Consider the following 25,467-nt stretch of genomic DNA (forward strand, 5'->3'; position numbering starts at 1 on the left):
CCTGATCCTCTCTCCGGCGGGGAGAGGATATGCTGCCTACTGCTTCTTGGGAACGCTGAAGGTGCCCGTCACCCGGCCTTCGGCCGAGGACACCCCGCTGTTGAGGTCCACCACGAAGCGGTTGCCGTGCAGGGTATCGCCGCCGCCGCGCTTCAGCGAGGCGTTGCCGACCATCGTGATCACTCGGCGGTTGAAGTCGTAGATACCGACATCGCCCGTCGCGATTTCATCGTTGCGGGTGACGGTCACGCCGCCGGTCGCAGTGATGCGCTGGATCTGCATCGAGCCCTGGTTGGTGAAATCGACCACCGTGCGAGCCGCGCGCAGGCGCAGCTCGGCCTGTTTGACGTCGACGTTGCCCGACAGGACGACGCGGTTCTGCTTGTCCTGCAGCTCGATCCGATCGGCGGCGTAATCCACCGGCGCATTGCTGTTGTGGCCCGAAATCGCCTGCGCACCCAGCTGCTGCGCGCCAACGATGCCAAGGCTCGCGACGGCACCGGCCAGGATCGCGCTGCGGAGGCGGTTGCGCGTCATTTCGGGATCCTCAGCTTGCCGGGCGTCATGCGTAACCGGGCGTTACCTTCGAGCTTCACGGTGCGGTCTTCCAGGTTCGCCTCGATCCGGTCGGCCCGAAAGGTGCCGGTCGGGACCGATCCCGAGACGCCGCCCGCCCCCACCGCGTTCTGCGACTTGATGTCGACCGCGACGTTGTTGGTCTGCATCCGGTAGCCGTCCGCAGCGGTGAAATCCACCGGTCCATCGACGGCGATCTTCTCGGTGTTGTAATTGTAGGCGCCGGTCGGCGCGCGGATCTCGGCCGGACCGTCGTTCAGCTTGAGCCGGGCGATCAGGTCGTTCAGCCGTACCACCGGCACTGCGGCCGTCTGCTGCACGGCGCTGCCGGCGGTGAGCACGAAAGGCCGGCCCTTGTTGTCGGCGCCTTTGTAGGCTGCGTCGGCGACTTGCACGCGCTCGTTGGTGATCGCCACCTTGTTGCGGTCGAGCAGGAAGCTGATCTCGCCGCGGGGGCTGAGCGGTACCAGGATCATCACGGCCGCCATCAGGCCGATGCCGGCCGGCAGGGCCTTGCCCAGGAAGCCGACCATGCGGTCGTGCGATCCGCCGGGCGCCGCGAACTGGCGCCGGCGGTTGCGGACCTGGGTGGCTTGGAGCGACATGGGATTGGCTCAGGCCGCTTCGTGGCTGAAGATGTCGTGTTCGGGCCAGCCGGCCAGGTCGAGCCGGGCACGGTGGGGCAGGAAGTCGAAGCAGGCCTGCGCCAGCTCGGTCCGGCCCTCGCGCGCTAGGCGCTCGACGAAGATGTCGCGCATGGCGTGCAGGTAGCGCACGTCGCTTGCGGCATATTCGCGCTGTGGTTCCGATAGTTCGCCCGCGCCCCAGTCGCTCGACTGCTGCTGTTTGGAGATCTCCTTGCCCAGCAGCTCGCGCACGATGTCCTTGAGGCCATGCCGGTCGGTGTAGGTGCGCGTCAGCTTGCTGGCGATCTTGGTGCAGAACACCGGCGCTGCCGTGGTACCCATGTAGTGCTCGATCGCGGCCAGGTCGAAGCGCGCGAAGTGGTAAAGCTTCAGGCGCTCCGGATCGCCCAGCACCGCGCGCAGGTTCGGCGCGGCATAGTCGCTGCCGACACGGAAGCGCACCAGGTGCTCGTCCCCTCCGCCGTCGGAGATCTGGACCAGGCACAAACGGTCGCGCGGGGTGATAAGCCCCATCGTTTCGGTATCGACGGCAACCGGGCCCGGCGCCAGGACGCCTTCGGGAAGATCTTCTTCGTGGAGATGGACAGCCATAAGCCTGGGATGCTTAAGGCTTGGCCCAAGCTTTCGCAATGGGCGCATCGGCCATGACCACCCACGATTCCGCCCGCTTGCTGCCTGACAGCTGGCGCAGAGCGCTGCAGCCGGTCCTCGAGCGGCCTGAGACGCAGGCGCTGCTGGCTCTCCTCGATGCCGAGGAAGCGGCCGGCAAACGCATCTACCCACCACGCGAAAGCCGGCTGCGGGCCTTCACGCTGACGCCGCTCGATGCGGTCAAGGTCGTGATCCTCGGGCAGGACCCCTATCACGGCGCCGGACAGGCCCATGGCCTCGCGTTTTCGGTGCCTGACGGGGTAAAGGTGCCGCCTTCGCTGCGCAACATCCGCAAGGAGATCGCGGCGGATCTGGGTCTCGCAGTACCGGCTGGCGGCAATCTCGAGCATTGGGCCGAGCAAGGCGTGCTGCTGTTGAACACCTCCCTCTCCGTTGAGGAGGGCAAGGCGGGCTCGCACGCCAAGCGCGGCTGGGAGGCTGTTACGGACGCGGCTGTTGCGGCTGTTGCGGCTCAGGCTCAGCCTTGCGTATTCATGCTGTGGGGTGCCCATGCGCAGAAGAAGGCCGAGCAGGTCGACGGTCGGGCGCAAGGTCCGCACCTGGTGCTGACCGCGCCGCACCCCAGTCCACTATCGGCGTGGACTGGGTTCTTCGGCTCGCGCCATTTCAGCCGGGCGAACACGTTTCTTCAAGCGAACGGGCGTGGGGCGATCGATTGGAGCTAAGCCGCCGCGTTGGCGTGCTTCGACAAGCTCAGCACAGGCGCTGTGCTGAAACCTGTAAAAGGCGAGGTTATCCAGTATCAATGCTTAGGCTCAGTTGCTGGACGAGAAGACCGAGCGATCGCAGCCTGCATTACGCTAATGCGCTACTCGGGCAGCAGTGCACGCCCCTCCAAGCGCGCCACCGCGTGCCGGACGACCTTGTCGAGCGCTTCGTTCGAGAAGAAACCGCCAGGGATAAGGCACCGGTCCACCAGGACCCGGCGCAAGGCAGCGAAGGTTTCGGGGTCGGGCCGGGCCGGGCTTGTCCAAAAGGCATCTAGGCCATTCTGGAAGGTGACGTCGGCAATATCGTAAACGGCGTGGCCCAGGGCGACAACGGGCACGCCTTCCGCCAGGGCGAGGGTTCCGCTAGTGCTGTTGATGGTTACCATCCCCAGCGCGCGGCGGGTGACCGGCACGATGTCCCCAGCAGGCAGGTAGTCGACCCGATCGGCGACACCCGCTTGCGCCGCGATGTCGGTGGTTTCCTGGGACCAGTCGCGCACGCCGTTGTCCAGCGGATGCTCTTTAACCACCAGGCGGGTATGCGCGGGGGCATGGGCGGCAAACGAGCCGATCACTAGCTTCAGCGCATCGGCAATCCCTGCGAACGGCGAGTGCAGGCGGATCTGCGCGTCGGAGTCGAGTTGCAGCGGGAAGATGAAATAGGTCGCGTCCCTATCTCGCAGACGCTCCAGCAGCATATCGCTGCGCCGCTGGTCGTCCTTGCGCCGGCGCAGCTTGCGAGCCCAGCCCATCCCTTCGATCAAAGGATGCCACGGCCGGTGGTTGGTCCAGTGCGGGTAGTGCCAGCGGGTGAAAACGTCCGCGGCGTTGTACAGCAGGCCCTCGATCGCGCGACGGCGGAAGGAGGAAGGAACTTGCGCGTGCGGCGGCACCGGGGGAAGGGCGGCCGCGGTTTCGCGGTACCATACCGGATCGCGCGGCAGCGAGGAGTGGCCGTTCACGCCGCCCAGCTCCAGCGTCACCCAGTCAGGCCGGATATAGCCTTCCTCGAACACGTGGACCAGCACGCCCATGTCGCGGCAGAGGCGGATGGCGGGCATGTGATGGTCCCGGCAGTCACCGAACAAGGTGACGTCAGTAACGCCATGCTGGCGGATCACCCCTTCCAGCCAGGCGGGCCATTCCTCTAGCGAACCGCGATAGTCGATGCCGCCGGGCAGGCGCCAGAACAGCCGGTCGCCGCCGTTGAAGTTGATCTTGTGGACATCGTGCCCGGCCCGGATCAGCTCCTGGCCAAGGCGCCGGAAAAGCGGCCCCATCAATCCTTGCAGCAGCAGTATCGATTTGCGGCCTCGATCGACATGGGGGCTGGAGGCGGGGCGGGGGGCACTCTGAAGGTGCTCTGACATGAAGACGGTTTTTCTGTTCCGGAACAATGGCGGCCAAGGGACAAGCGGCCGATAGAGTGTGGTTTCCTTGTCGATAACGCTCGCGCGCCGGGGCGACAAGCCCGTGCTAATCCGCTTCCCCTGAACACGGACTGTGCTGCTGGTGACAGTCCGTGCCTTGGCCGTTATGGCCCTGCGTCCGCCCGATCACGAGCACGTGCCGGCGCCGAGGAAGTGCCAGGGAAGAATAAGTGGCGTCAGCGTCCTACATTGCAGCGTGCCTGGGCGGGCTTGCGGGAGCGGTCCTGGTGGACATGCTCGCCCGGCCACGCGGATGGCGCAGCGGCGCGGGGCTGTGGTTGCTGGCTTGCCAGGTCATCGCGCTGTTCGGCGCCATGCTGGCGCTGTGCGGAAGCGTGGGCGTGTCGGTCGCCTTCGTGCTGGCCGTGCTGGCGCTGCTGGTGATTGCTTCCAACGCCAAGCACGCGATGCTGGGCGAGCCGCTGGTGTTTTCCGACCTGGCGCTTATCGCCTCGATCTTCCGTCATCCCCAGTTCTACTTGTCCGCGGTGGCGCCCTGGCAGCGGGTGGCCGGCGCGGTCGTCGCGCTGGCGTTGCTGTTCGTCATCGCGTGGCTGGCAGTGGCCGATCTGGCCCCCCACGCGGCGGGGCTGGCCACCATGCTGGGTGCACTGGCCTTGCTGGCGGTGAGCGTGCGCGTTTCGCTGAGGCACCTGGCCCGTGAGCCGCGCAACGAGGCGGACGTGCGTTGCCTGGGCCTGACACCCACGGTCATGCTGTACTGGCGGCGCTGGCAGCAGAGCCGGGACCCCGAGCCATGTCCGTCGGTCATGCGCCGCAGCCCGCACGCAGCGCCCGAGCAGGTGGTGATCATCCAGTGCGAGAGCTTCGCCGATCCTGCCGCGCTGTTCGGTGACCCGGCCTTGGCACTTGCGGGCCTAGAGGCGGCGCGGGGCCATGCCTGGCAGTACGGCAACCTGCATGTCAGCGGCTTTGGCGCTTACACCATGCGCACCGAGTACGCCGTGCTGTTCGGGCGCGAGGAGCACGAGCTCGGCTTCCGGCGCTACGACCCGTTCCTGACGGCGCTCAGCGAAGCGAGCTATGCGCTGCCGGCTAGGCTCGGGCCGCGGTGGCGCAGCCTGTTCGTCCATCCCCACGACATGCGGTTCTACGGTCGCGATGCGATCATGCCGGCCGCAGGTTTTGGCGAGCTGGTGGGAGAGGACCGGTTCGTGCCGCCGGCGCCGGGCGAGGGGCGCTACGTCACCGACACGGCGATGGCCGACGTTATTCTCGCATCGGCTCGGGCCGCGCAGGAGCCGAGCCTGCTCTATGCCGTGACGATCGAGAACCATGGGCCCTGGGCTCCCGACCGGACGTCTGAAACCGGCGACTTACCGGGCGATCTCACAGCCAGCTACTTGCGGCTTGTGCGGAACAGCGATGCGATGCTGGCGCGGCTGATCGCGGGCCTGGCTGATCTCGGCCGCCCGGCCATGCTGGTGTTCTTCGGCGATCACCGGCCCAGCATACCAGGAGCGACTAACCCCGCCGGCGATCGCCACACGCCCTATGTCATCATGCGCTTCGATACGGAGGGGCGGGCCATGCTCGGTGAGAAGCGATGCATCGACCTGACACCGGCAGGGTTGCACCACGTTGTTCTCGACCTGGTGCTCGGCGAGCCGGCTTAAGGCTGCTCTAAGCCGGCGGCGTGAGCGACAGCAACAAGCGGTCGCGCAAGGGGGCAGGGAGGAGCCGATCGAACAGGCGTAGGAGCGCGAAGGGCCAAGGCAGGATGAGGTGTGCCTGCCTACGCTCGACAGCCCGTACGATCCGCGCGGCCACATGATCGGGCTGCAGCGCCAATGGGCGAGCTTTTCCGTTTTGGTGCAATTCTGCCGGGTCGATGAAGCCGGGAGATACCAGCGTCACCGACACGCCATGCGGCCGCAGGCTCAGCCGCAGCGCCTGGGCGAATCGCGCGAGCCCGGCCTTGGTGCCCGAATATGCGGCGGCAAAGGGCAGGGCATGAAATGCCGCGGCCGAGCCGATGAAGACCAGCGCGCCCCTGCGACGTGTTGCCATGCGCTCGGTCAGGGCAGCCCCGATCGCAGCGGGTGCCGTGAAGTTCACGGTGCCAAGCCGCCTGACGAGCTCGGCCGATTCGACGAGGTCGCCCGCACCCCGGGTCTCGCCAAGTCCCGCTACCAGCAAGGCAATGTCGAACGGTGCGGCCGCGTCTTCAGCGCGAGCGGCTTCGAGCGCGGCGGGCACATCCGCGATGTCGAGCGATCGGGTGTCGACCTTCGCACCTGCAGCAAGGCACGTCGCACCGATGGCGGCCAGGCGCTCGGGATCGCGTCCCCATAAGGAAAGATGGGCGCCAGGCCGCGCGTAAGCGCGCGCGAGCGCGCCTCCCAGCTCGCCCGATGCCCCCGTCACCAGGATCCGGGTGGTCGTGGTCGGGGGCTGGGTAGGACCATCATTCGCCGCCACGACTATCACCATTCCGCTGCACCTGCGCTCAATTCATCCTATTGAAATCTATTGTTGCTTGACAGGTGAGCCGCGCTACTCTCCACGGTTATCGCAATGCCTTCTAGTATTTCCAGCTTGCCTCGGGCCCGTTTGTTCAAGAACGCGTACTTGGATAAGCTGACGTTGATGTCGCCCCGCACCTTCCTCGTAAGCTGGGCGCTGCTGCTCCCGGCGATCGCGTGGGTGGGCTGGGGTTCAGCCGATCTTTTGCAAGGGATCGGCCTGGTCGCCGCGGGCCTGCTGGCGTGGACCTTGTTCGAGTACGGGATGCATCGCTATCCGTTCCACTTCACGTCGAAGCAGCCGCTGCTGCGCCGACTGGTGTTCCTGATGCACGGCATCCACCACGAGAGCCCGAACGACCCCATGCGCAACCTTATGCCGCTGCTGGTCAGCCTGCCGATCTCGGCAGTGGCCTGGGGCAGCAGCCTGGCGTTGCTCGGCTCGGCGGGAACCTGGCTGTTCCTGGGCTGGATGACCGGTTACGTCATCTACGATCTGCTGCACTACGCCTGCCATCAGTGGCCGATGCAGAGCAAGCTGGGTGCCGCGCTCAAGCGCCATCACATGCTTCACCACCACTTCGACGAGAGCGGCAACTATGCGATCTCGGCGATCTTCTGGGATCGCGTGTTCGGCAGCCGGATCAGCTCGCTCAAGCGCTGAGCGCCTGCCGTTCTCTGCAGCGAACGGTCTTACCGCATCTCAAGCGCGTCCGTGCAGCCGGGCGATCGCCTCAGCCACGATCGCCATATGCTCTCCCCAAGTCGGCGCATGCCAGCGGGTGAGTCGCTCCAACTGCGCGGCGTAGCGGGGTCCCCGCGCGGCGTGGTCGAGGATCGCCGCCGCCCATCCCGGCCCGTCGAGCGGGTCGAGGTATTCGGGTACGTCGCCGCCTACTTCGCCCAGCGCTGCGATGGTGCTGCAGATCACCGGCGTTCCGACCGATAGGGCTTCGGCTACCGGCATGCCGTATCCCTCGGCGAAGGACGGCATCAGCAGCGCGCGCGCGCCGCGCAGCCATCTGGCAAGGCTCGCATCGGAACAGCCGCTCAACTCTTCGACATGGCCGACGAGCGCAGGACAGCGCTCCAGCATGTCGACGATCTGTTCGTTTTCCCAGCCTCGGCGGCCGATGACGACGAGGCGCGGAATCTCCGCGGGTGGCAGCGTCTCAGCGAAATGGCGCCATAGGTGCAAAAGCAAGAGATGGTTCTTGCGCGGCTCTATAGTGCCGAGGCAGACGAAGTAGGGGCGTCCGTCGCCCTGCGCCGGAGCGTTGCCGGCCCGCAGGGGCTCGGTGCCGAGCAGCGCGACATCGATAGTCGGCCGGCGGTTGCCGCGATCGAGCCAGGGCTGCACCGAGCGCGCCGTAGCCGCGGAGTTCACGATCACCGCGTCGGCGGTCGCCGCCACCGTTTCGATCCGTCGTTGGTGCAAGGCTGCGCCGCCGGGCCGGGCGTATTCGGGAAATTCGATGGGGATCAGGTCGTGCACCATGCACAGGAACCGGGCCTGCTCGCGAGCGAGGATGCGCTCGACCTTGGCCAGGTTGATCAGGTGGTGCGGCGAGGCCTGCACGTAGACCGCATTGGGCAGCACCGCCTTTGCGCGCGAGGGCAGCAACTTCGCGAGTTGCGGCATGACCGAGAGCAGCGAACGCTGACGCGGGTGCTCGTCCTGGCTTGACCATCGTTGGTCGAGTTCGTCGAGGTAGGCGAGGGCGGCCTTGCGGGGTAGTCGTCCGTAGAGGCCTGAGGGATGGACCGCCGCGAAGGTGAGCGCATCACCATAGTGCGCCAGCAGCCCGCGGGCATATGCCATCTCCACCCGGTCCACGCCCGAGGGCGTCGAATAGCGGACGCGCGAGATCAGGCGCGAGATGTCGAGGATGACTGCGCTCATCGCAACGCTCCAGTGACCCGGCGCATGATCCGGCCCTGCCAGCGGCGCAGCGGTTCGACCCACTGCAAGCGGTTGGGGGCATCGGCGTTGGACATGCGGGAAATCAGCACTTCGGGAGGGCAGGGCAGCTTGGTCACCGGGTCGAGGTAGCGCGGGTACAGGATCAGCACGCCAGCCACGAGCGCGTCGAGCGACAGCGCTCGCCCCCGCCGCGAGGGCAGCGCGCCAAGGTCGTGGGTCAGCCCCCATCCCGCATAGAACGGGGTGCCGTGGCAGGTCACGGCGCACCCGCGCAGCAGCGCCTCGAAGCCGGTGAGCGAGGTGATGACGTGGACGGCATCGACCGCGCCAAGCAGCGCAGCCATGCTGGGGCCGCGCACGATACGGTTTGCGATCTGGAGGATATCGGCGTCTGGCACCGAGCCCTTGCGATGCCCCGCGTCGACGTCCGGATGCGGGCGGAACCAGATCTCCGCGTCGGGTTCCAACGCGCGGGCGCGGCGCAGGAGTTCGAGGTTCGAGGTCAGCCCGCCCCCGCCGGCGAGCACCGACATGTCGTCTTCCACTTGCGCGGCAACCAGCACGAGGCGGCGTCCTGGCTGTCGCTCGGGCACCGGCTCGGCCGACCCGGCGGCGTACTTGCTGATGCCAGCCGCGACGATGGTGTCGCGCAAGGCGCGTGCGCGTTCGAGCAGGCGCTGGGAGAACTCCGTCGCGGCGAGGATCTGCTCCAAATCGCTCGGCTCGCGCGGATCGAAGTGGATGCCCGACGCATCGACCACCACCGATGCCGGGGGCACCAGATGCACGCCCAGGCCGACCGAGCGGACGAAGCCATCCTCCACGCGCACCAGCGGCACGTGGGCAGCGCGGCTGCGCGCGATCAGCTCTGGCGAGACACGCGAAGGCCAGATGGCGAGGGCGCCACCCGCGCGCTGTGCCGCGGCGCGTGCACGGTCGGCGCTGCGGAACATCCGCAAGCGCCGCTGCGGGTGCCACAGGAAGCGCCGGATTTCGGCCCGCTTCCACCAGGCCATGCCGCAAGCGGCGGCGATCGAGCGATTCGCCTCCAGCATCGCGCGCCAAGCGGCGAGCAGCTCGATGGTGGCTTCGATTGAGGACGGCGCGCCGGTGAACGGATCGCGCCAGTATGCGGACGTCAGCGCCGCGGCGGCGAGCGCGTCCAGCCTCGGTCCGTCATCACCCGGTGCGCCGAAGCGGCCGGGCGAGAGCACGCGCACTGTGACGCCGCTGATCCGCGCAATTGCGATCCACTCGTCGTCGCCATGGGCGACAAGGGACTGGGCCCCGTCCAAAGCGGACCATGGATCGACGTCACCACGCCATTCTCCCCCTCCGGCCGCGACGAGCCGCGCGAGCTTGCGCGTGATCCTTCGATCGGCGGCAATCCAGACCGTCGATCTGCGCTCGGCCGGAGCCATCGCAGTCGAAAGCTTCGTGGCGTCGCGGGTGTTGCGTGGTCGCACGACTGTCTCGGGAGGTGACGCGAGATACGCGCAATCGGCCCAGAACCGCCCGCCGACTCGCGCCCGGCGCACAAGCGCGAAGAGCTCGACCGCATGTCCGGGCGGCAGGCTCAATGTCTCGCCAGGCGTCGACACGGCGCCATCGGCGGCAGGGAAGGGCGGTGCGCGCAGCAGCGGAACGGTGGCCGGCATCACGGTCGTCGACCCCAGACTGGGACAGACAGCCCGCCATTCGCGTCGCGCAGGATCGTGCCGTAGCCTCCCGTCGGCAGCTTCAGCGATGCAGTACCGGAGATGGCGGCAAGCAGCTCGGGACGGGCGAGCAGCTCGGGACGGGCGAGCAGCTCGGGACGGGCGAGCAGCTCGGGACGGGCGAGCAGCGCGAAGCGGGCCGCGCCGTTGCTGGTGACGATGAGCGTCGGGCCATCTCGCGGCTCTGCGAACAGGGCGCGCCAGGCGGCGAGTCGCATCGGGGCCTCAACTATCCAGTCCGGCGGCGGCTCGGCGCGACTGTCCCATGCATCGAGCGCAGCCTGGCCGACCCGCGCCAGGACCGCGCTCTCGGCCATGTCCTCGTCGGGACCGTGGTCGATCTCGCGCAGCCAGTCGCACGATTCGGGAGCAGGGCTGGCCTCGAGGCATGCGGCGATCGTGCCGGCGGTCTGGCGTGTGCGCAGGAGCGGGGACACCAGAATGCGTGCGAAATGAAAGCCATGATCCGCGAAGTGGCGGCCAAGCGCCTCGGCCTGCGCCACGCCGCCCTGGGTCAACGGCAAGTCGGTGCGTGCTCCGATCCGCCGCGGCAGTTCACCAGGCTCAAATGTATTTCCGTGACGCACGATAACGAACATGGCGGCGCCATAGCCGGGCTGCGCACCGGAAAGCCAGTCCGGCTTAGGCAGGAAAGGGGTCGCCGAGCCGGGCGATCGCGGCCTCGGCCAGGGCGAGGTCGGCTGGTGTGTCGATGCCCGACATGGCGTGGACAGGCTGCTCGACCTCGATCGTGGCGATGGTCTTGCCGCCCTCGAGGAAACGCAGCTGTTCCAGTCCTTCGAGCTTTTCGTAGCGGCTCTGGGGAGCGGCGGCGAACCAGGCGAGCGCGCCCAGGCGGTAACCGTAGAGCCCCAGGTGCTGCCACACCGGAGAGAGCGTCCCTGCCTCGCGCAAGGCCGCTTCGTCCCGGATCGCCGGCAGGATCGCCTTGGAGAACCACAGCGCGCGGCCCCCTTCGTCCCGCACGCACGTAGTGCCGCTGAACGGCGAGGTCTGCTTGTGCTGCCGCAATCGGTCGAGCCGGTCCCAGGTCAGCTGATAGACCGGCGTCGCGACGTCGGCGCCGCTGCTGCGCAGTGTGGCGACCAAGCCTGCCACCACGGCGGGAGGAACGAAGGGCGCATCGCCCTGCAGGTTGATCACGAGCGCCGGAGCGGACGGCCGCGCGCAAGCTGCGGCATAGGCCCGCGCGGAACCCGAATCGAGCGCCGCCTCGGTCAGCGCGACTTCGGCGCCGAGTGCCTGCGCATGCTCGGCGATGCGCGCGTCGTCGGTAGCCACGACCACGTCGCAATTGCCGGCCTGCTCAGCGGTCGTACGGGCGATAGCCACCACACGCTCCAGCAAGGTGCGTCCGGCGATCTGCAGTAGCGGCTTGCCTGGCAGGCGGGTCGATCTGAATCGAGCCGGAACGACGATGAGGTCGCGAGTCACGTCAGGCGACAACACCTGCCCGGATGATGTCGTGCATGTGCACGATCCCCGTCAGCTTGCTGGTGTCGTCCACGACGAACAGCACCGACACGGCGTTCTCGTTCAGCAGCCGAAGCGCCTCAGACGCCAGAGTCGCCGATGTGACCGTGACCGGCCGCGCGGACATGTGCAGGCCGATCTTATCGTTAAGGTCATGAACGGCGATGCAGCGGCGCAGATCGCCATCGGTAAAGGCGCCGACCAGGACATTGTCCTCATTCACCACAGCGGTGCAGCCATAGCGCTTGAGGCTCATCTCGATCGTCGCGCTTTTCAGCGAGGCATCGCGATCGACTCGCGGCACCGACTCGCCCGTGCCCATGATCTGCCCCACTTCGCAGAGCTGGGCGCCCAGGCGACCGCCGGGATGGAAGGCGCGAAAGTCCGAGGGGGTGAAGCCGCGCGCCTCGATCAGCGCTACGGCCAGCGCATCGCCCAACACCAGCTGCAAAGTCGTTGACGAGGTGGGCGCCAGCTCATTGGGGCAGGCCTCGCGCACCTGGGGCATGATCAGGCAGATGTCGGCGGCGCGCCCCGCGGTGCTGTCCGCCTGCGACGTCGCGACGATCAGCTTGATGCCACGGTGCCGGCAATAGTGGAGAATATCGCCCAGCTCGGCCGTCTCGCCCGACCAGGTGATGGCCAGCACGATATCGTCATCGGTGATGATGCCGAGGTCGCCGTGGCTGGCTTCGCTAGGGTGAAGGTAGAGTGCCGAGGTGCCCGTCGACCGCATGGTCGCGGCGATCTTGGACGCGATCTGGCCGCTCTTGCCGATGCCGGTGACGATGACCCGGCCCCGCGTCGCGACAATGGCCTGCAGAGTGGCCTCGATGGCTCCGCCCAGCTGGGGCGCGCTCATGGCGTCGCGCAGCCGCTCCAGCGCTTTCATTTCTATGTCGAGGGTCTTGAGCGCCGATGCGGATGACCGCGACGATACCAGTTCCGGAGACATTTGCATGATTTCGTGCTTCTGACAGCTTGCGCAAAAGGTTACGGCGCGCACCCTCGATAAATGATGCAGTGCGGGATTGCCAGTCGTTTGGTTTGGTCCCAATGAGTCGTGCTGGCGCAAACCGGCCAGCCAGCGTCTGCCGCTTTCCGCAGGTTACGCCATGAATCAAGAACTTAGCTGGCTGCGAGGGTAGTAAAGAATGATCTTTGGCAATCGCCAAATTGGAGCAAGTTCACCGCTGTTCGTGATCGCCGGTCCCTGCGTGATCGAGAGCGAGGAACTGGTGCTGTCTGTAGCCCGGACTCTTGCCGAAGTGGCGCAGCGCCGTGATCTGATGATCGTGTTCAAGAGTTCGTTCGACAAGGCGAACCGCAGCTCAGACCGCTCGTTCCGCGGGCCCGGCATGGACGAAGGGCTGCGCATCCTCGACAAAGTCCGCAAAGAGACCGGGCTGCCGATTCTCACCGACGTGCACGAAGCATCGCAAGTCGAAGCCGTAGCGCAAGTGGTGGACATTCTCCAGACCCCGGCATTTCTCGCTCGCCAGACCGATTTCATCGCTGCGGTCGCCGCCTCGGGCAAGCCGGTGAACATCAAGAAGGCGCAGTTCATGGCGCCCGCCGACATGGCGCAAGTCGTCGCCAAGGCCCGCAATGCGGCCACCGCCGCCGGCTGCGACGCCGACGCGTTCATGGTCTGTGACCGGGGTACGTCCTTCGGCTACAACAATCTGGTCTCCGACATGCGGGGCCTGGCGATCATGGCGCAGACCGGCTGCCCGGTGGTGTTCGACGCGACTCATTCGGTGCAACAGCCCGGCGCGCTCGGAGAGAGCTCCGGCGGGCAGAGCGAGTTCGTGCCGCTGCTGGCGCGCGCGGCCGTAGCGGCAGGCGTCTCGGGCGTGTTCATGGAAACGCATCCCGACCCGGCCAAAGCCTTGTCGGATGGGCCGAACGCTTTGCCGCTCAATCGCTTCGAGGCACTGGTGGCGCGGCTCCAGGCTATCGACATGGTGGTGAAGTCTGCCGCAGACTGACGCGGCGTGGAACCAGCTTGGCGGCAAGCGGCGCGCGATGGATCCCGACGGCGAACGACGATGAACATCAGGACGGCTTTCCTCGCGCCATGGTGGGCGGTGCAACTGCTCACCGGGGCCAAAAGCTTTCTCGATAATCCCATCATCGGATCGCCGCGGATCAACGGGCTTGGGCTTCACGTCGGCCGGGTGCGGATGGCGGCGCGGCTGACGGCTTGGCGTCGCCGGCGCCTGGCCGGCAAGGTTCCCCCCGCATGGCGCGAGGCGTTCGACCGCGACGGCTTCGTCGTCATCCCCAATGTGGTTCCTCCGGAGCAGTTCGCCGCTTTTCGGGCGGCAATCCTCGGTTATCAAGGCCCTGCCCGAGAGATGCGGCAAGGTGATGCGATCACGCGTAGGCTGGCGATCGACCCGGCCATGCTCGCCGCCGTTCCGGGCTTGCGGGCACTGCTGAGGCGCAAGGACCTAGTCGCGCTGTTCCACTACGTCGCCAGCTTCCGCACGACGCCGCTGCATTATGTGCAAACTATCGTCAGCCGCGACGGTGCGAGTGAGGCCGACCCGCAGGAAGCGCTTCATGCCGACAGTTTTCATGCTTCGTTGAAAGCGTGGCTGTTCCTCAATCCCGTGAGCGAGGAGCAAGGCCCGTTTACCTTCGTGCGTGGATCGCACCGCTTCACGCCGGAGCGGCTGGCTTGGGAAAAGCGGCGCAGTCTCGCCGAACCGACGAGCATCGACCGTTTGTCGGCGCGCGGCTCGCCCCGCGTGTCGCCCCAAGACCTGCAAGCGATGGACCTGTCGGATGCCGAGGCGGTGACGGTCACGGGAAACACACTGGTCGTGGCTGATACGGTGGGGTTTCACGCGCGCGGCGCTGCGGTGCAGGCCGGCGAGCGTGTGGAGCTGTGGTCCTATGCGCGGCGCAACCCGTTCCTGCCATGGCTCGGGGGAGATCTGCTGAGCATTCCCGGTCTCGCCGAGCGGCGTATTTCCTGGCTCTGGAGCTTGCGCGATCGGTGGGAGGCGCAGATCGGCCAGCCTTGGCGATCTGTCGGCGTCCGCACACCGACGGACATGGAGACATGAGGGTGGGGCGCAAGGGCCGAGGCAGGCTATCCGACCAGCTCCGCAGGGACGCTCTCAGATGGTTTGCGCCGAATACCTGGATGCCACCGGTCCATGAACGGTACGGTGCTTTGCCATGATGTACCTTGAGCACGCGCTTGTGGCGCTGGCCGTGCAAGCCATCGTCGGACTGCTGACGGGTCGATGGTGGACCGGAGCCGCGCTGGCGTCAGGCTATTTCATCGGGCGCGAAGTGGCCCAGGCCGAATACCGCTGGATTGAGCTCTACGGCGCCGGCTTGCGCGCGAACATGCCACGGTGGGCGGTGTTCGACGTCCGTGTCTGGCCAAAGCTGGACCAGACCATCGATTGGGTCGGACCGGTGCTGGCGACGTGCGGTCTTGCCAGCATCATGAACGCCGATTTTATCAATCGGAAGTGAGAAGCCCGCCCGGTGCCGTGGTGTACCGGGCGGCCTTCACAATGCTTACTTGAAGCGGATGCCAATGCCGCCCATCACGCGCTGGGCGGACGAGTGACCGTGGAAGTTCGAGTAGACGTACTGCGCGTTTACGTAGACCGGCGCACGACCCTGGGTGAGGGTGAACTCGGCGCCGCCGCCCAGTTGGTAGCCGTCGGCATTGTAGTGGTCGTAGACCAGCTGGGTGCCGGTCGGGCCGTCGATGCGCTTGCGCTGCTCGCGGTTAACGTAGCCACCCTTGCCGAACAGCAGGAACTGCGGGGTGACAAGATAACCAACGCGAACAGCCGCGCCGATTTCCTGAAAACCCTTGTGGCAGATGCTGTTGTTGTTCGGCAGGCCGGTGCAGTTCTCGTTGCCCTTGCCCGGTACCCAGTAGCTGCCCTCGGCACCGATCACAACGCGATCGCCCAGCGTGCCATCGAAGCCGATGGTTCCGCCATAGCCGAACTTGTCGTTGTGCTCGCCCTCGGACATGAAGCGGTCGCCGCCGGCATTGGCCTCAAGGCGGACGCCGCGGAACGAGGTTCCGTTGGCAGCCACTTCGGGAGCCGTGTCCTGTGCGAACGCGGGCTGCGCTGCGAAGCCTGCTGCGACGATCGCTGCGAGCGTGAGAGCCTTGGTATTCATAATCACTCCTTGAGCATCTAATTTCGAGTGCGGGAACGGCCCTTGGACCTCGAAGGTTGCAATGGGAACACCACCACCTAGCAAATTGTGAGCAGATGTGACGATTGTGCAACATGGCGGGGGTACGGCAGACGTACCCTCGTTAAGCGCTTCCGCTCACCTTGTGTGCGACTGTCTCACTAGCCCTGTGCTCAGAGGAAGACGGCGGCGATGCTTGGAGGACGGGGCAGCGTCCGTATGCGAGATCATCTACAGGGCATGGGCGGCCGCGAGTAGCAAATTAACATCCGCGAGCGGTTAATGTGCGGGAGGTTCTGCAAAATCCGTTGAGGATCTGAGCGGCCACGGCAGGCTGGTGATGTCTGACTTCACCAACTCCGATGGAGCCCCACCATGACCAGGAATGAGAATAAGCCATAGACCGCTGCCGTCAAAGAGCTGATGGGCGCGAACCACGACGCGTTGCGCAAGATCGTCCAGGATCTGCTGCAGGCAATGCTCGAAGCAGAGATGATCGGGTCGCTTGGCGCTTCGAAGAGCGAGCGCGCGGACGGCCGGGTCGGTTATCGGTCTGGGCATTACAACCGGACGCTTGTCACGCGCGTCGCAAGCTCGAGTTGCGAGTGCCCCAAGGCCGTGACGGGCGGTTCTCGACCGAGTTATTCGAGCGCTATCAGCCGTCGAAATAGGCGCTCGTGGCATCGCTGGCAGAGATGTACGTGCAGGGTGTTTCGACCCGCAAGGTAAAGGCAATCACCCAAGCTGTGTGGCCACAGCTTCTCCGCCTTGACGATCTTGGCGATCAACAAGCAGTTGGACGAAAGCCTGACGGCGTTTGCCCGACGCCGGCTGGATGAGCCGTCCGCCTGTCCCATCATCGCCGCCAAAAATGAGAAGGTCCGCCAGGCAGGCGTCGTTCGCTCATGCGCGGTGCCCATCGCGCTTGGCGTCGATTGGAAGTCCGGCGACAGATCCTCGCGGTTGAGCTCGCGAATCGCGAGAGCCGCTCGTCGTGGAAGGATTTCCTGGTCGGCCTCAAAGAGCGTGGTCTACAGGGCGTTGAATATATCGTTGCCGACGATCATGCCGGCTTGCGCGCAGCCGTTCGCGAGGTGCTCCCCGACGCCTGGTTCCAGCGCTGCTATGTCCACTTCCTGCCCAACGCTCTCGACCATCTTCCACGCAAAGCAGACGACGATTGCCTTCAGGAGCTGCCATGGATCAATGACCGCCGCGCGCCGCCAGAGGCGAAGAGCGACCTCGCTGCCTGGCTGAAGAAATGTAAGCGGCGCCTGAGCCCCACCTTGCGCGTATGATCGGGTGGCCGAGTCTCGCCGCCTTTGATCGGGGTGAAGAGGCTGGTACTATGACGATGTCATATGACGATGCTGGTACTAGCGGGGCTCAGCGGCTTGAGATCTTCAACGGGGCAGGAAAGCGCCGGAATTGGCTACCTGAGGTAAAGGTCTCGATCATCGCTGAGAGCTACTCGGGTCAAGAGTCCATCAGCGCTGTGGCGCGCAGGCATGCGATGTGCCTCTCACAGCTATTCACTTGGCGCCGTGAGCTGCGCAAGCAGATGCTCGACGCGGCCGTCGCGGAACAGCTCGTTGAAGCCGGCAAACCTGTCGACCTGGAGGATCCCGCTGTACCCGGCCAGATGTGCCCGCGGATGCTCGCCCTTGTGGTTACGCGAGTAGTAGCACAGCGCCACCGGCGGTGCCGGGCCGCTAAACGGGCGATCGTCGCGGATGTAGTCCCAGATCCGCGCTACCTCGGCCTTGTGCTTGGCGAGCAGCGGTACTGTGGTGTCGTCGGCGTGCAGCCGATCTGCCGCAAGCGCGTGGGGCTCCAGATGCAGGAACAGCGGCTTCACCGCCACGCAGATCGCCCCGATCTGATCCGCCAGCGTCGAGAGGCTCAAGGAAATGCCCTCTCGCTCGAGGCGGTCACGCCGGCTGTTGAGAGGCTGATGCAGCCCGTGTTTTTGGGAAGCAAGGCTTGCCAGGAAGTGCGGGCCGAACATCCCGCGTGGGGTTACGTGGAACGGTGCCGGAGGCTGGCCCATCTTCTCGCAGCGGCGGCAGGAGACTTTTTCCCGCACGGTCTGGATCACCTTATGGCGAGCCGGCACTCGCTCGAGCGTCTCGGTTATGTCTGCGGGCAAGTGGCTCAGATCGTCCGAGCCGCAGCACGGGCAGGTCTCGGGTGCAGGGATCACGACCCTTTCGCGCGGCAGATCGGCAGGGAAATCCCAACGCGTGCTCCGCTTGCGGGTGCCGTGCAGGTGAGCGAGCGCTCTTAAGCATGCTCTTAAAAGTACGCGTAGGAGTTGGTGTGGGCCAGGTGACGGTTTTTGGCGGCCCAGCGCGGCGGCGAGGGTGGAGCGACGAGGAGCGGGTGCAGATTTTGAGCGAGGCGTTTGCGCCAGGCGCTTTGGTGGCGCAGGTCGCGCGGCGGCACGATGTTTCGACGGGTTTGATCTACACCTGGCGCCGTAATTTCCGCCGGCGTGCTGCGGCAACATAAGATGCAATGACAGGTGTTCCGCACGCCAAGCTTTCCAATACGGACATTGGACCGCCTTCATTGATGGCGGGAACGAGTATATAGACCTGTAGAAATCAGGTAACTTGTCTTCGTCGATATTCTGCGCCGGGCCACGCCATCCTTCGCCAGTGAAATGCCATTCGATATCTGGCACGTCCGTCACTGCGCGGACCAGCGCATCACCCTTGCGGCCGGTATGGTAGGTCCGGCCAACGACGCCGATGCGGACCAAAGGCCTGAACAGATCAAGTTCAACGCCAGGCGATATGCAGATGCTTTTACTAACGCCCATATATGCAATGATCTTATCGGTTGTGTTCGACATCGATATGGCGACATCGATCTCTCGCGCTGCACGGTTAAATCGCTCAGCCGCCGCGGGTTCATGTTCCCTGTGCGTAAAAAGTGCCAATTCTTTGGGTGAGACTCCCCTGTTACGGCACCCGTATGTAATATAATACTGGACTTTAGCAGATGGGTTAGGGGCCCTTGAATAAGTTACATAGTCAAGTCTTTTAGTTGTTCCTGCAGAAGAGTTCTCAAGGTTCATCCGTATTCGGAAGTTACTATATGAACTTTTAACCGCTACATGCAGTTTTCGCACCAGATTGATTAATCTAATTATAACATTTTATAAGGAGAGTCGCAGTGATCACTGGACGGGCTGATCGAAGTCGACAAAAGTGGCTTACTTCATTTTGAATGCCTTTGACGTTTAATGGACGGATCGTCTGCGGTTTGGTTGTTCGAGCTGCCGCTTGCGGAGAGATAACCCGCAAGTCGATGCAAAAATCACTCTGCAAGGCCGGTAGCAGATTGGACACCTCGAAAAACTCGTGGCGTGTGACGGCGTGAAGTGATTCACTGCCTTTGCGCGATAGCGGAGGCGATGATGGCAGGGCAGCCGGGTTTCTTCGATCGTTCGTACCGATATGAGGCATTGAGCGCGGCGGGCGATCCGCTGGAGCGTCTGGCGGCAGTGGTGGACTTTGAAGTTTTCCGAGGACCGCTGGTCGCGGCGCTGCGCCATAGTCCTCGCGGCAAGGGTGGCCGCCCGCCGCTTGATCCGGTCCCCATGTTCAAGATCCTCGTACTCCAGGCGCTCTACTCGCTTTCGGACGAAGCCACCGAGTTCCAGATCAAAGATCGCCTCTCTTTCCAGCGTTTTCTGGGGCTTGGCCTGGATGGCACGGTACCCGACGCGACGACAGTGTGGCTGTTTCGGGAGCGTCTGGTGAAGGCCAAGGCGATCGACAGGCTATTTGCCCGCTTCGATGCCGCGCTCACAGACCGAGGGTACCTTGCCATGGGCGGGCAGATCATCGACGCGACCGTAGTGCCGGCCCCGAAGCAGCGGAACACCGAGGAGGAGAAGGCGGCTATCAAGGAGGGCCGGATACCCGAGCGCTGGAAGGATAACCCTGCGAAGATCCGGCAAAAGGATCGCGATGCCCGCTGGAGCGTCAAGTACACCAAGGCGAAGGTCAAGGAAGGCGCGGCCCCCAAGGCCTTCAAGCCGGTCGATCTTGCCATCCCCATGTTCGGCTACAAAAACCACATAGGGATCGATCGCGCACATGGCTTGATCCGCACCTGGGATGCCAGCGCCGCCAATGCTCATGATGGCGCAAGGCTGCCGGTGTTGATCAGTCCAGATAACACGGCCTCGGGCGTCTGGGCCGATACGGCCTACCGATCAAAGAAGAACGAGGCGTTCCCGGCCAAGGGCATGTTCACCAGCCACATCCACCAGCGAAAGCCGCATCGCCGCCCGATGCCCGAGCGTATTGCACGGGCCAATGCGAAGCGGTCGGTGGTTCGCTCCGCCGTCGAGCACGTCTTCGCCGGGCAAAAGCACCGCATGGGCCTTGCGGTACGCACCATCGGCATCGCTCGCGCCCGCATCAAGATTGGGATGGCGAATCTCGCCTATAATTTGCAGCGACTGGCTTGGCTGGAGGGGCGAATTGCGACCGCATGACGCCGAAAACGGCCTGTGCTCTCGGATCCGTTACGGAAATCAGCGGATCAGCCCCAAAAACTGAGGCGCCCAATTCGTCCGCGCGCCTTCACCTTGCCATCATGCCGAAATCAGACGGTTCTTCGAGGTGTCCGATTGTTAAAGTAGGTTTGATCGGGCGAATAGGCACCACGGCTCGAAGGAGGCCTCCGGGCGTTGTAGGACCCAAATGTCGGCTAATCGGACTGCGGCTCCCACTGACCGATGCAGATATACTTTCACGTACTTCACTGAACGCCACAGGCGCTCGATCATGGCATTAGCCCACCAAGGCACCCCGGCCATCCATGCTGATGGAAATCCCTTCGCGCCGGAGTGCGCCGGTGGAGGCTTGGCAGGTGAATTGGCTACCCTGATCTGTATTGAAGATTTCCGCTTGCCGTAGCGCGCCAAGGCTTCCACGGGTACTTCGATGCAAAGCCGGCTTTCATCGTGATCGATATCCCGTGACTAAGGTTCTTGCGGCTGACGCTTCATTGGCACCGTGTGGGACCAGTTTATCATCACTTTCGCTCGGCAACAGACCTGCTTTGCTGAGCGGGCCTTCCAAAAAATCATTCGCCAGCGTCATTCTCGCCCTTAATCGCGGCAAGCGGCACCTTAGCCTTGGAAAGCCAGACTGTGGTTGCGCCGTGGTCGATTGCTCATTCTGCTCTTGTCTCGCAGCCCCTCGCTGCTCTCAGGAAAAAATTTAATTTTCTCAGTACTCAGATTCTCCAGACCACCTCCAATAGCATGAAGCATCCGCTAGCTACCTCGTGTCCTTCAGATATCCTTTTCTAATTGTAAACTCGATGCTCGGAGTTGCATCCGGCGTAAGGATGGACGACACAGCCGCTCGGATCGCTTTTGCCGGCCTGACGCCGGATGTTTGTGTCACATGAGGGAACATATGAAGACCGCGATAGTAACGGGAATTTCCGGCCAGGATGGTGCTTATCTGGCCGAACTGCTGCTGGGCAAAGGGTACAAGGTCTACGGCACCTATCGCAGGACGAGTTCCGTGAACTTCTGGCGGATCGAGGAAGTTGGCGTTGCCAATCACCCCAATCTGACCTTGGTGGAATATGATTTGACGGATTTGTCTTCCAGCATCCGGTTGCTGCAGACTACAGGCGCCACCGAAGTATACAACCTTGCCGCGCAGAGTTTTGTCGGCGTGTCTTTCGACCAGCCTGTCACAACCGCCGAAATCACCGGCATTGGCCCACTCAACCTGTTGGAAGCGATACGGATCGTTGATCCCAAGATCCGTTTTTACCAGGCGAGCACGTCGGAGATGTTCGGTAAGGTGCAGGCCGTGCCACAAAAGGAAGACACGCCTTTCTATCCGCGCAGTCCCTATGGCGTTGCCAAGCTCTATGCGCACTGGATCACGGTTAACTATCGTGAAAGCTACGATATCTTCGGATGCAGCGGCATTCTCTTCAACCATGAAAGCCCACTGCGGGGCCGCGAATTCGTAACCCGCAAGATTACCGACAGCGTCGCCAAGGTGAAGCTCGGCAAGCTCGATTGCCTGGAACTGGGCAATCTCGATCCGCGGCGTGACTGGGGCTTTGCCAAGGAATATGTCGAAGGCATGTGGCGAATGCTGCAGGCTGACGAACCCGACACCTATGTGCTGGCGACCAACCGGACAGAAACCGTCCGCGACTTCGTGCAGATGGCGTTTAAGGCAGCGGATATCGACGTTGAATTTTCCGGCAAGGAAGACCAGGAAATTGCGGTCGATACCGCCACTGGCAAAACGGTTATGAGGGTCAATCCGCGCTTCTATCGCCCTGCGGAAGTCGACCTGCTGATCGGTGATCCGGAAAAGGCGACGAGCAAGCTGGGCTGGAAACCGGAAACGACGTTGGAGCAGCTCTGCAAGATGATGGTCGATGCCGACATCCTGCGGAACAGCGTGAACGCATCCTTCTGACCTCCCTGACAGGAAGTCGGTCGAGTAAATAGCGAGGTGTAACCCAGCGGTGCTTGCCGCCGCCGGGTAGCACACTACCAGCGACGGTGAGATGGTTATGAGCAAAATATTGATTACCGGCGTGGATGGCTTCACGGGCCGCTATCTGGCGACGGCACTGGCAGGGCGGGGGCATGAGGTGGTTGGCATCTCGCATAGCGCCATTACCACGCCGATCGAAGGCTTGGCCTCCTCCCACATATGCGATCTTACCGACGCGCAGGGCCTTAAGGAAGTCTTTATCGCCGAGCAGCCCGACAAGGTCGCACATCTGGCTGCGATCGCTTTCGTCTCGCACGGTATAGTCGAGGACATCTACCGGACCAATGTCGTAGGCAGCCGCAATCTTCTGGAGGCGGTGAGTGCCGCAGGCAGCGCCGATGCAGTGCTCCTTGCGTCCAGCGCCAATATCTATGGCAATCGCGTCAGTGGCGCGATCGACGAGACCGTCGCGCCCGATCCGATTAACGATTACGCGGTCAGCAAGCTGGCGATGGAGTTTGTAGCGCGCCTCTACCAGGACCGGCTTCCAATTATCACCGCAAGGCCGTTCAACTATACCGGTGTCGGGCAAGCAATCAATTTCGTCATTCCCAAGATCATCGATCACGTCCGACGCGGCGCGACGACGATTGAACTAGGAAATCTGGATGTAGCGCGCGATTTTTCTGACGTGCGCGACGTAGTGCTTTCTTACGCCGCACTGCTGAACGATCCTCAGGCTATTGGCCAAGTCTTCAACATCTGTTCTGGCAAAGCGCAGACGCTGCGAGATGTGATATCGATGATCCAGCAAATTTCAGGTCATGATTTTGATGTCACCGTCAACCCCGCTTTCGTCCGAGAGAACGAGGTAAAAACGTTGTGGGGCGACCGCAGCAAGATCGAAAATCTGACTGGACAGCTGCCCGCCCACGAGTTGCACGACACGCTGTCTTGGATGCTTGGTGGATAATAAGACATGCTTGGCGATGTGAATATTATCCATCATCGCCAAGCATGAATAATTGGTAAGTAGGGGATCATCTGGTGAGCAAACGTATTTGATGCATGTTTGCTTTTCAATTTGATGAAGTAATAGAGATTTCTCGGTCTTCTATGGTCGATAGCACAGGCCTAGCCACGCTATGTGCGCTAAAATACCCAGAGTTGCAGCAGAATTTAAAGGTCCGTTGCGTTGTCCGAACGCTTAATAATCTTGATCGACAAAGCATCATGACATGGGACTTTCCCGGGCCTTACGACTAAACTCGATGCTGATGGGCATCCTGGTACCTGCGACTGATGGGCGGCAGGGTCGCGATGCGTGCGAAGCTGAAGCGCTGATTGAGGTCGCTCCAAACGGTGCCTCCGCTCGGCGACGAAGCTATGCAGCACCGCCATTCACAAAGCCGCCGTGGTCAGAAATATCAGGGCTACCATTCCCAACACTCCACCACAAGCAGCGCCTTGGCTTCTCGTTATGGCTCTACCGCCAGATCAATCTCGTGCACTTTTTGAACGGGCTAAAACGGTTCCGGGTTTGATCGCCACCCGATATTAGAACGTCGCCAATCTCTTCGCGGCTATAAAGTTCATCTGCGCGCGCCGTTTGTACATTGCGTATAACTAAGCTCGTGTGGCCTTACATCGTACCCAGACGACCCGGAAGCTGTTCAACGACCTGGCCGATGCCCATGAGACACTGGTCATTCTAGACTACGACTACCACAACGTTTGGCTTCCTCGTGGCTAAGGAGCCGACGCCTGCCTCTGCGCGCGCGAGATGCTTAATCGCAAGACTCTCGTTATAATCAAGCAACTTTAGCGCGAGTTTCCACAACAAAGGATTACCATGAAAATCGCTTTTACGATATTTATTTTATCGTTACCATCCTTCTTCCAAATCACCTCCCCCTCCTCATCTAAAAATATCGATTGTCCTATTGAAAAATACAAGAACGAAAGTATAGATGCTTCAACTACATTAAATGACTGCATCGATAATGCTGAAAAAGGCGCAGTTATAGAAATACCGCCAGGCAAATATAAAATCTCACAGCAGCTTAAAATAAGAAGCTCTATAACTATAAAAACAAAGGTTATAAGGGGATCAGCACCATGCTCACACAAAGCCGAAGAAAGCTGTGCAGTATTGTTGGTGGGTATGCTGCCATCCTCGGAATCAGGGAAAATGCCTATTGAGATTGAAGGGCACAATGTTGTCCTACAGTCGCTTATTATTCAAGGAGGGGTGGATCGGAGCAAGGTTTGGGAAAAGCGTATTTGCTTGAATGATATACACCGTCCGCTTGCCGGGGGAATTCGCGTGAAAGGCGATAGCTTTCACATGGCCAATGTGGTGCTTAGGAATTTCAGTTGTTACACAGCGCTCGAGGTGATGGCCGGGGTGAAAGGGTTGTCTGTGACGGACAGTTTGATTGGTCCCAATGGGCAGCACGATACCCTCATGATGTGGGCGGATGGCATCACCGTCCACGATGCTGCCAGCGCGGTGATCCAAAACAACACCTTCTTAGATAATACCGACGTCCAACTTATCTTTGGAGGATGCACGGAGTGCATCGTAAAAAACAACAGCTTTAGACACTCATCCTCATTCAAACGTGCATCATTTGCCGAATTGATGCTCCATGCATGGAGCAACACCAGTGGCAATTTTTCTGGCAGCGTTACGTCTCAAAACAAAATCGATTGTGGCCGTTCTCGGCGTTGTGGCTATGGGATAATGATTGGCGGCGAACCGTGGTATCCCGCAAAAACATTCGGCGGTACCGTATCAGCCAACAAGGTGAGCAACGCCCAACTGGGCATAAACGTGGACCACCTCACCGGAGGAATGACCATTCAGGGCAATTCGGTTACGATGTCAGGCGGAATGGCGAATTCGGACTGCGGGCATAGAGTCTGGCCGGCGATAAATGTCTCCAAAGAATCGCGTAATTTTCTAACGACGGATATTAAGGATGAGGTAAATATAGAGACTCGTGGCTGCCTATTAAATAGAAATCAATAGGACATTTCCACTTCAAGGTTGATATCTCGTGATTCTAAACATTTCAAGTAAAAACGGATTGATATCTTAGAATCTTTTTCATTTTGTTTCG

23 protein-coding genes and 4 pseudogenes are annotated in these 25,467 nt (G+C 62.6%); 13 read left to right on the forward strand and 14 right to left on the reverse strand.

What is annotated here, in order from left to right; all coding sequences use genetic code 11:
* Positions 1 to 36 precede the first annotated feature (36 nt).
* Genes GV044_RS10575 through GV044_RS10585 form a run of 3 tightly spaced genes read right to left on the reverse strand, consistent with a single transcriptional unit; the run spans position 37 to position 1,814 of the window.
* The gene (locus tag GV044_RS10575; RefSeq protein ID WP_159869204.1) at positions 37 to 537 is read right to left on the reverse strand and encodes an LptA/OstA family protein; all 501 of its coding nucleotides are present in this window, start codon (positions 535 to 537) and stop codon (positions 37 to 39) included.
* On the reverse strand, positions 534 to 1,181 hold the full coding sequence (gene lptC, locus GV044_RS10580; protein WP_159869207.1) for an LPS export ABC transporter periplasmic protein LptC: 648 nt from the start codon (positions 1,179 to 1,181) through the stop codon (positions 534 to 536). The genes GV044_RS10575 and lptC overlap by 4 nt, the downstream gene beginning before the upstream one ends.
* 9 nt (positions 1,182 to 1,190) lie before the next feature.
* Complete coding sequence (locus GV044_RS10585; protein ID WP_159869210.1) at positions 1,191 to 1,814, reverse strand: ribonuclease D; 624 nt, start codon at positions 1,812 to 1,814, stop codon at positions 1,191 to 1,193.
* 53 nt (positions 1,815 to 1,867) lie between these two features.
* Between GV044_RS10585 and GV044_RS10590 the strand changes: the two genes are divergently transcribed.
* The gene (locus GV044_RS10590) at positions 1,868 to 2,560 is read left to right on the forward strand and encodes a uracil-DNA glycosylase (RefSeq protein WP_236554852.1); all 693 of its coding nucleotides are present in this window, start codon (positions 1,868 to 1,870) and stop codon (positions 2,558 to 2,560) included.
* Between the two features lie 143 nt (positions 2,561 to 2,703).
* Here GV044_RS10590 and GV044_RS10595 read toward each other — a convergent pair whose 3' ends face one another.
* Entirely contained in the window at positions 2,704 to 4,074 is a 1,371-nt protein-coding gene (locus tag GV044_RS10595; RefSeq protein ID WP_371741591.1) for a capsule biosynthesis protein, read from the reverse strand.
* A gap of 131 nt (positions 4,075 to 4,205) precedes the next feature.
* Between GV044_RS10595 and GV044_RS10600 the strand changes: the two genes are divergently transcribed.
* Entirely contained in the window at positions 4,206 to 5,672 is a 1,467-nt protein-coding gene (locus tag GV044_RS10600; RefSeq protein ID WP_236554853.1) for an LTA synthase family protein, read from the forward strand.
* A 7-nt stretch (positions 5,673 to 5,679) separates the two neighbouring features.
* On the opposite strand, the gene GV044_RS10605 is transcribed toward GV044_RS10600, so the two are convergent.
* Positions 5,680 to 6,489, reverse strand: coding sequence for an SDR family oxidoreductase (locus GV044_RS10605; RefSeq protein WP_159869213.1), 810 nt, complete (start codon positions 6,487 to 6,489; stop codon positions 5,680 to 5,682).
* 156 nt (positions 6,490 to 6,645) lie between these two features.
* Between GV044_RS10605 and GV044_RS10610 the strand changes: the two genes are divergently transcribed.
* The gene (locus tag GV044_RS10610; RefSeq protein WP_236554854.1) at positions 6,646 to 7,185 is read left to right on the forward strand and encodes a sterol desaturase family protein; all 540 of its coding nucleotides are present in this window, start codon (positions 6,646 to 6,648) and stop codon (positions 7,183 to 7,185) included.
* A 39-nt stretch (positions 7,186 to 7,224) separates the two neighbouring features.
* Here GV044_RS10610 and GV044_RS10615 read toward each other — a convergent pair whose 3' ends face one another.
* The 5 genes from GV044_RS10615 to GV044_RS10635 are packed head-to-tail and all read right to left on the reverse strand — an operon-like array spanning position 7,225 to position 12,612.
* Complete coding sequence (locus tag GV044_RS10615) at positions 7,225 to 8,424, reverse strand: glycosyltransferase family 1 protein (protein WP_159869219.1); 1,200 nt, start codon at positions 8,422 to 8,424, stop codon at positions 7,225 to 7,227.
* Positions 8,421 to 10,103: a beta-3-deoxy-D-manno-oct-2-ulosonic acid transferase gene (locus tag GV044_RS10620; RefSeq protein ID WP_159869222.1), complete on the reverse strand. Its 1,683-nt coding sequence runs from the start codon at positions 10,101 to 10,103 to the stop codon at positions 8,421 to 8,423. The genes GV044_RS10615 and GV044_RS10620 overlap by 4 nt, the downstream gene beginning before the upstream one ends.
* On the reverse strand, positions 10,103 to 10,762 hold the full coding sequence (locus GV044_RS10625) for a histidine phosphatase family protein (RefSeq protein ID WP_159869225.1): 660 nt from the start codon (positions 10,760 to 10,762) through the stop codon (positions 10,103 to 10,105). Before GV044_RS10625 ends, GV044_RS10620 begins: the two co-directional genes overlap by 1 nt.
* Positions 10,763 to 10,805: 43 nt before the next feature.
* The gene (locus tag GV044_RS10630; RefSeq protein WP_236554855.1) at positions 10,806 to 11,618 is read right to left on the reverse strand and encodes a manno-octulosonate cytidylyltransferase; all 813 of its coding nucleotides are present in this window, start codon (positions 11,616 to 11,618) and stop codon (positions 10,806 to 10,808) included.
* Position 11,619: 1 nt separating this feature from the next.
* Complete coding sequence (locus tag GV044_RS10635; RefSeq protein ID WP_159871257.1) at positions 11,620 to 12,612, reverse strand: SIS domain-containing protein; 993 nt, start codon at positions 12,610 to 12,612, stop codon at positions 11,620 to 11,622.
* A gap of 199 nt (positions 12,613 to 12,811) precedes the next feature.
* On the opposite strand from GV044_RS10635, the gene kdsA reads away from it, so the two are divergent.
* The 3 genes from kdsA to GV044_RS10650 all read left to right on the forward strand — a co-directional run bounded on the left by kdsA (position 12,812) and on the right by GV044_RS10650 (position 15,155).
* Positions 12,812 to 13,648, forward strand: coding sequence for a 3-deoxy-8-phosphooctulonate synthase (gene kdsA, locus GV044_RS10640; RefSeq protein ID WP_159869231.1), 837 nt, complete (start codon positions 12,812 to 12,814; stop codon positions 13,646 to 13,648).
* 60 nt (positions 13,649 to 13,708) lie between these two features.
* Entirely contained in the window at positions 13,709 to 14,734 is a 1,026-nt protein-coding gene (locus GV044_RS10645; RefSeq protein ID WP_159869234.1) for a phytanoyl-CoA dioxygenase family protein, read from the forward strand.
* Between the two features lie 139 nt (positions 14,735 to 14,873).
* Complete coding sequence (locus GV044_RS10650; RefSeq protein WP_236554856.1) at positions 14,874 to 15,155, forward strand: hypothetical protein; 282 nt, start codon at positions 14,874 to 14,876, stop codon at positions 15,153 to 15,155.
* A 45-nt stretch (positions 15,156 to 15,200) separates the two neighbouring features.
* Here GV044_RS10650 and GV044_RS10655 read toward each other — a convergent pair whose 3' ends face one another.
* On the reverse strand, positions 15,201 to 15,824 hold the full coding sequence (locus GV044_RS10655) for an outer membrane protein (protein WP_159869240.1): 624 nt from the start codon (positions 15,822 to 15,824) through the stop codon (positions 15,201 to 15,203).
* 495 nt (positions 15,825 to 16,319) lie between these two features.
* On the opposite strand from GV044_RS10655, the pseudogene GV044_RS10660 reads away from it, so the two are divergent.
* Together GV044_RS10660 and GV044_RS10665 are read left to right on the forward strand one after the other, a co-directional pair.
* Positions 16,320 to 17,140 (forward strand): annotated as a pseudogene (locus GV044_RS10660) (transposase).
* A 56-nt stretch (positions 17,141 to 17,196) separates the two neighbouring features.
* Positions 17,197 to 17,364 (forward strand): annotated as a pseudogene (locus GV044_RS10665) (transposase); the annotation flags it as partial.
* A 48-nt stretch (positions 17,365 to 17,412) separates the two neighbouring features.
* On the opposite strand, the pseudogene GV044_RS10670 reads toward GV044_RS10665, so the two are convergent.
* Positions 17,413 to 18,102 (reverse strand): annotated as a pseudogene (locus tag GV044_RS10670) (IS66 family transposase); the annotation flags it as partial.
* Positions 18,103 to 18,131: 29 nt separating this feature from the next.
* Between GV044_RS10670 and GV044_RS10675 the strand changes: the two are divergent.
* Positions 18,132 to 18,353 (forward strand): transposase, encoded by a 222-nt coding sequence (locus tag GV044_RS10675; RefSeq protein ID WP_236554857.1) that lies wholly within the window; start codon positions 18,132 to 18,134, stop codon positions 18,351 to 18,353.
* Here GV044_RS10675 and GV044_RS22725 read toward each other — a convergent pair.
* Complete coding sequence (locus tag GV044_RS22725) at positions 18,308 to 18,433, reverse strand: glycosyltransferase (protein WP_371741612.1); 126 nt, start codon at positions 18,431 to 18,433, stop codon at positions 18,308 to 18,310. The genes GV044_RS10675 and GV044_RS22725 overlap by 46 nt on opposite strands.
* Positions 18,434 to 19,266: 833 nt before the next feature.
* On the opposite strand from GV044_RS22725, the gene GV044_RS10690 reads away from it, so the two are divergent.
* Positions 19,267 to 20,355 carry an IS5 family transposase gene (locus GV044_RS10690; RefSeq protein ID WP_159869252.1) on the forward strand — a complete coding sequence of 363 codons (1,089 nt, stop codon included), beginning with the start codon at positions 19,267 to 19,269 and terminating at the stop codon, positions 20,353 to 20,355.
* A 246-nt stretch (positions 20,356 to 20,601) separates the two neighbouring features.
* Here the strand turns inward: GV044_RS10690 and GV044_RS22120 are convergent.
* A pseudogene (locus GV044_RS22120) lies at positions 20,602 to 20,767 on the reverse strand (IS3 family transposase); the annotation flags it as partial.
* 519 nt (positions 20,768 to 21,286) lie between these two features.
* Here GV044_RS22120 and gmd point away from each other — a divergent pair.
* The 3 genes from gmd (at position 21,287) to GV044_RS10705 (ending at position 25,376) form a co-directional block, all read left to right on the forward strand.
* The gene (gene gmd, locus GV044_RS10695; RefSeq protein ID WP_159869255.1) at positions 21,287 to 22,321 is read left to right on the forward strand and encodes a GDP-mannose 4,6-dehydratase; all 1,035 of its coding nucleotides are present in this window, start codon (positions 21,287 to 21,289) and stop codon (positions 22,319 to 22,321) included.
* Between the two features lie 91 nt (positions 22,322 to 22,412).
* Positions 22,413 to 23,315 carry a GDP-mannose 4,6-dehydratase gene (locus GV044_RS10700; protein ID WP_159869258.1) on the forward strand — a complete coding sequence of 301 codons (903 nt, stop codon included), beginning with the start codon at positions 22,413 to 22,415 and terminating at the stop codon, positions 23,313 to 23,315.
* An 879-nt stretch (positions 23,316 to 24,194) separates the two neighbouring features.
* Positions 24,195 to 25,376, forward strand: a complete 1,182-nt coding sequence (locus GV044_RS10705) for a right-handed parallel beta-helix repeat-containing protein (protein WP_201299050.1) — start codon at positions 24,195 to 24,197, stop codon at positions 25,374 to 25,376.
* Positions 25,377 to 25,467 lie beyond the last annotated feature (91 nt).

Source organism: Novosphingobium sp. 9U, assembly GCF_902506425.1.
In the GTDB taxonomy this organism is placed as follows: domain Bacteria; phylum Pseudomonadota; class Alphaproteobacteria; order Sphingomonadales; family Sphingomonadaceae; genus Novosphingobium.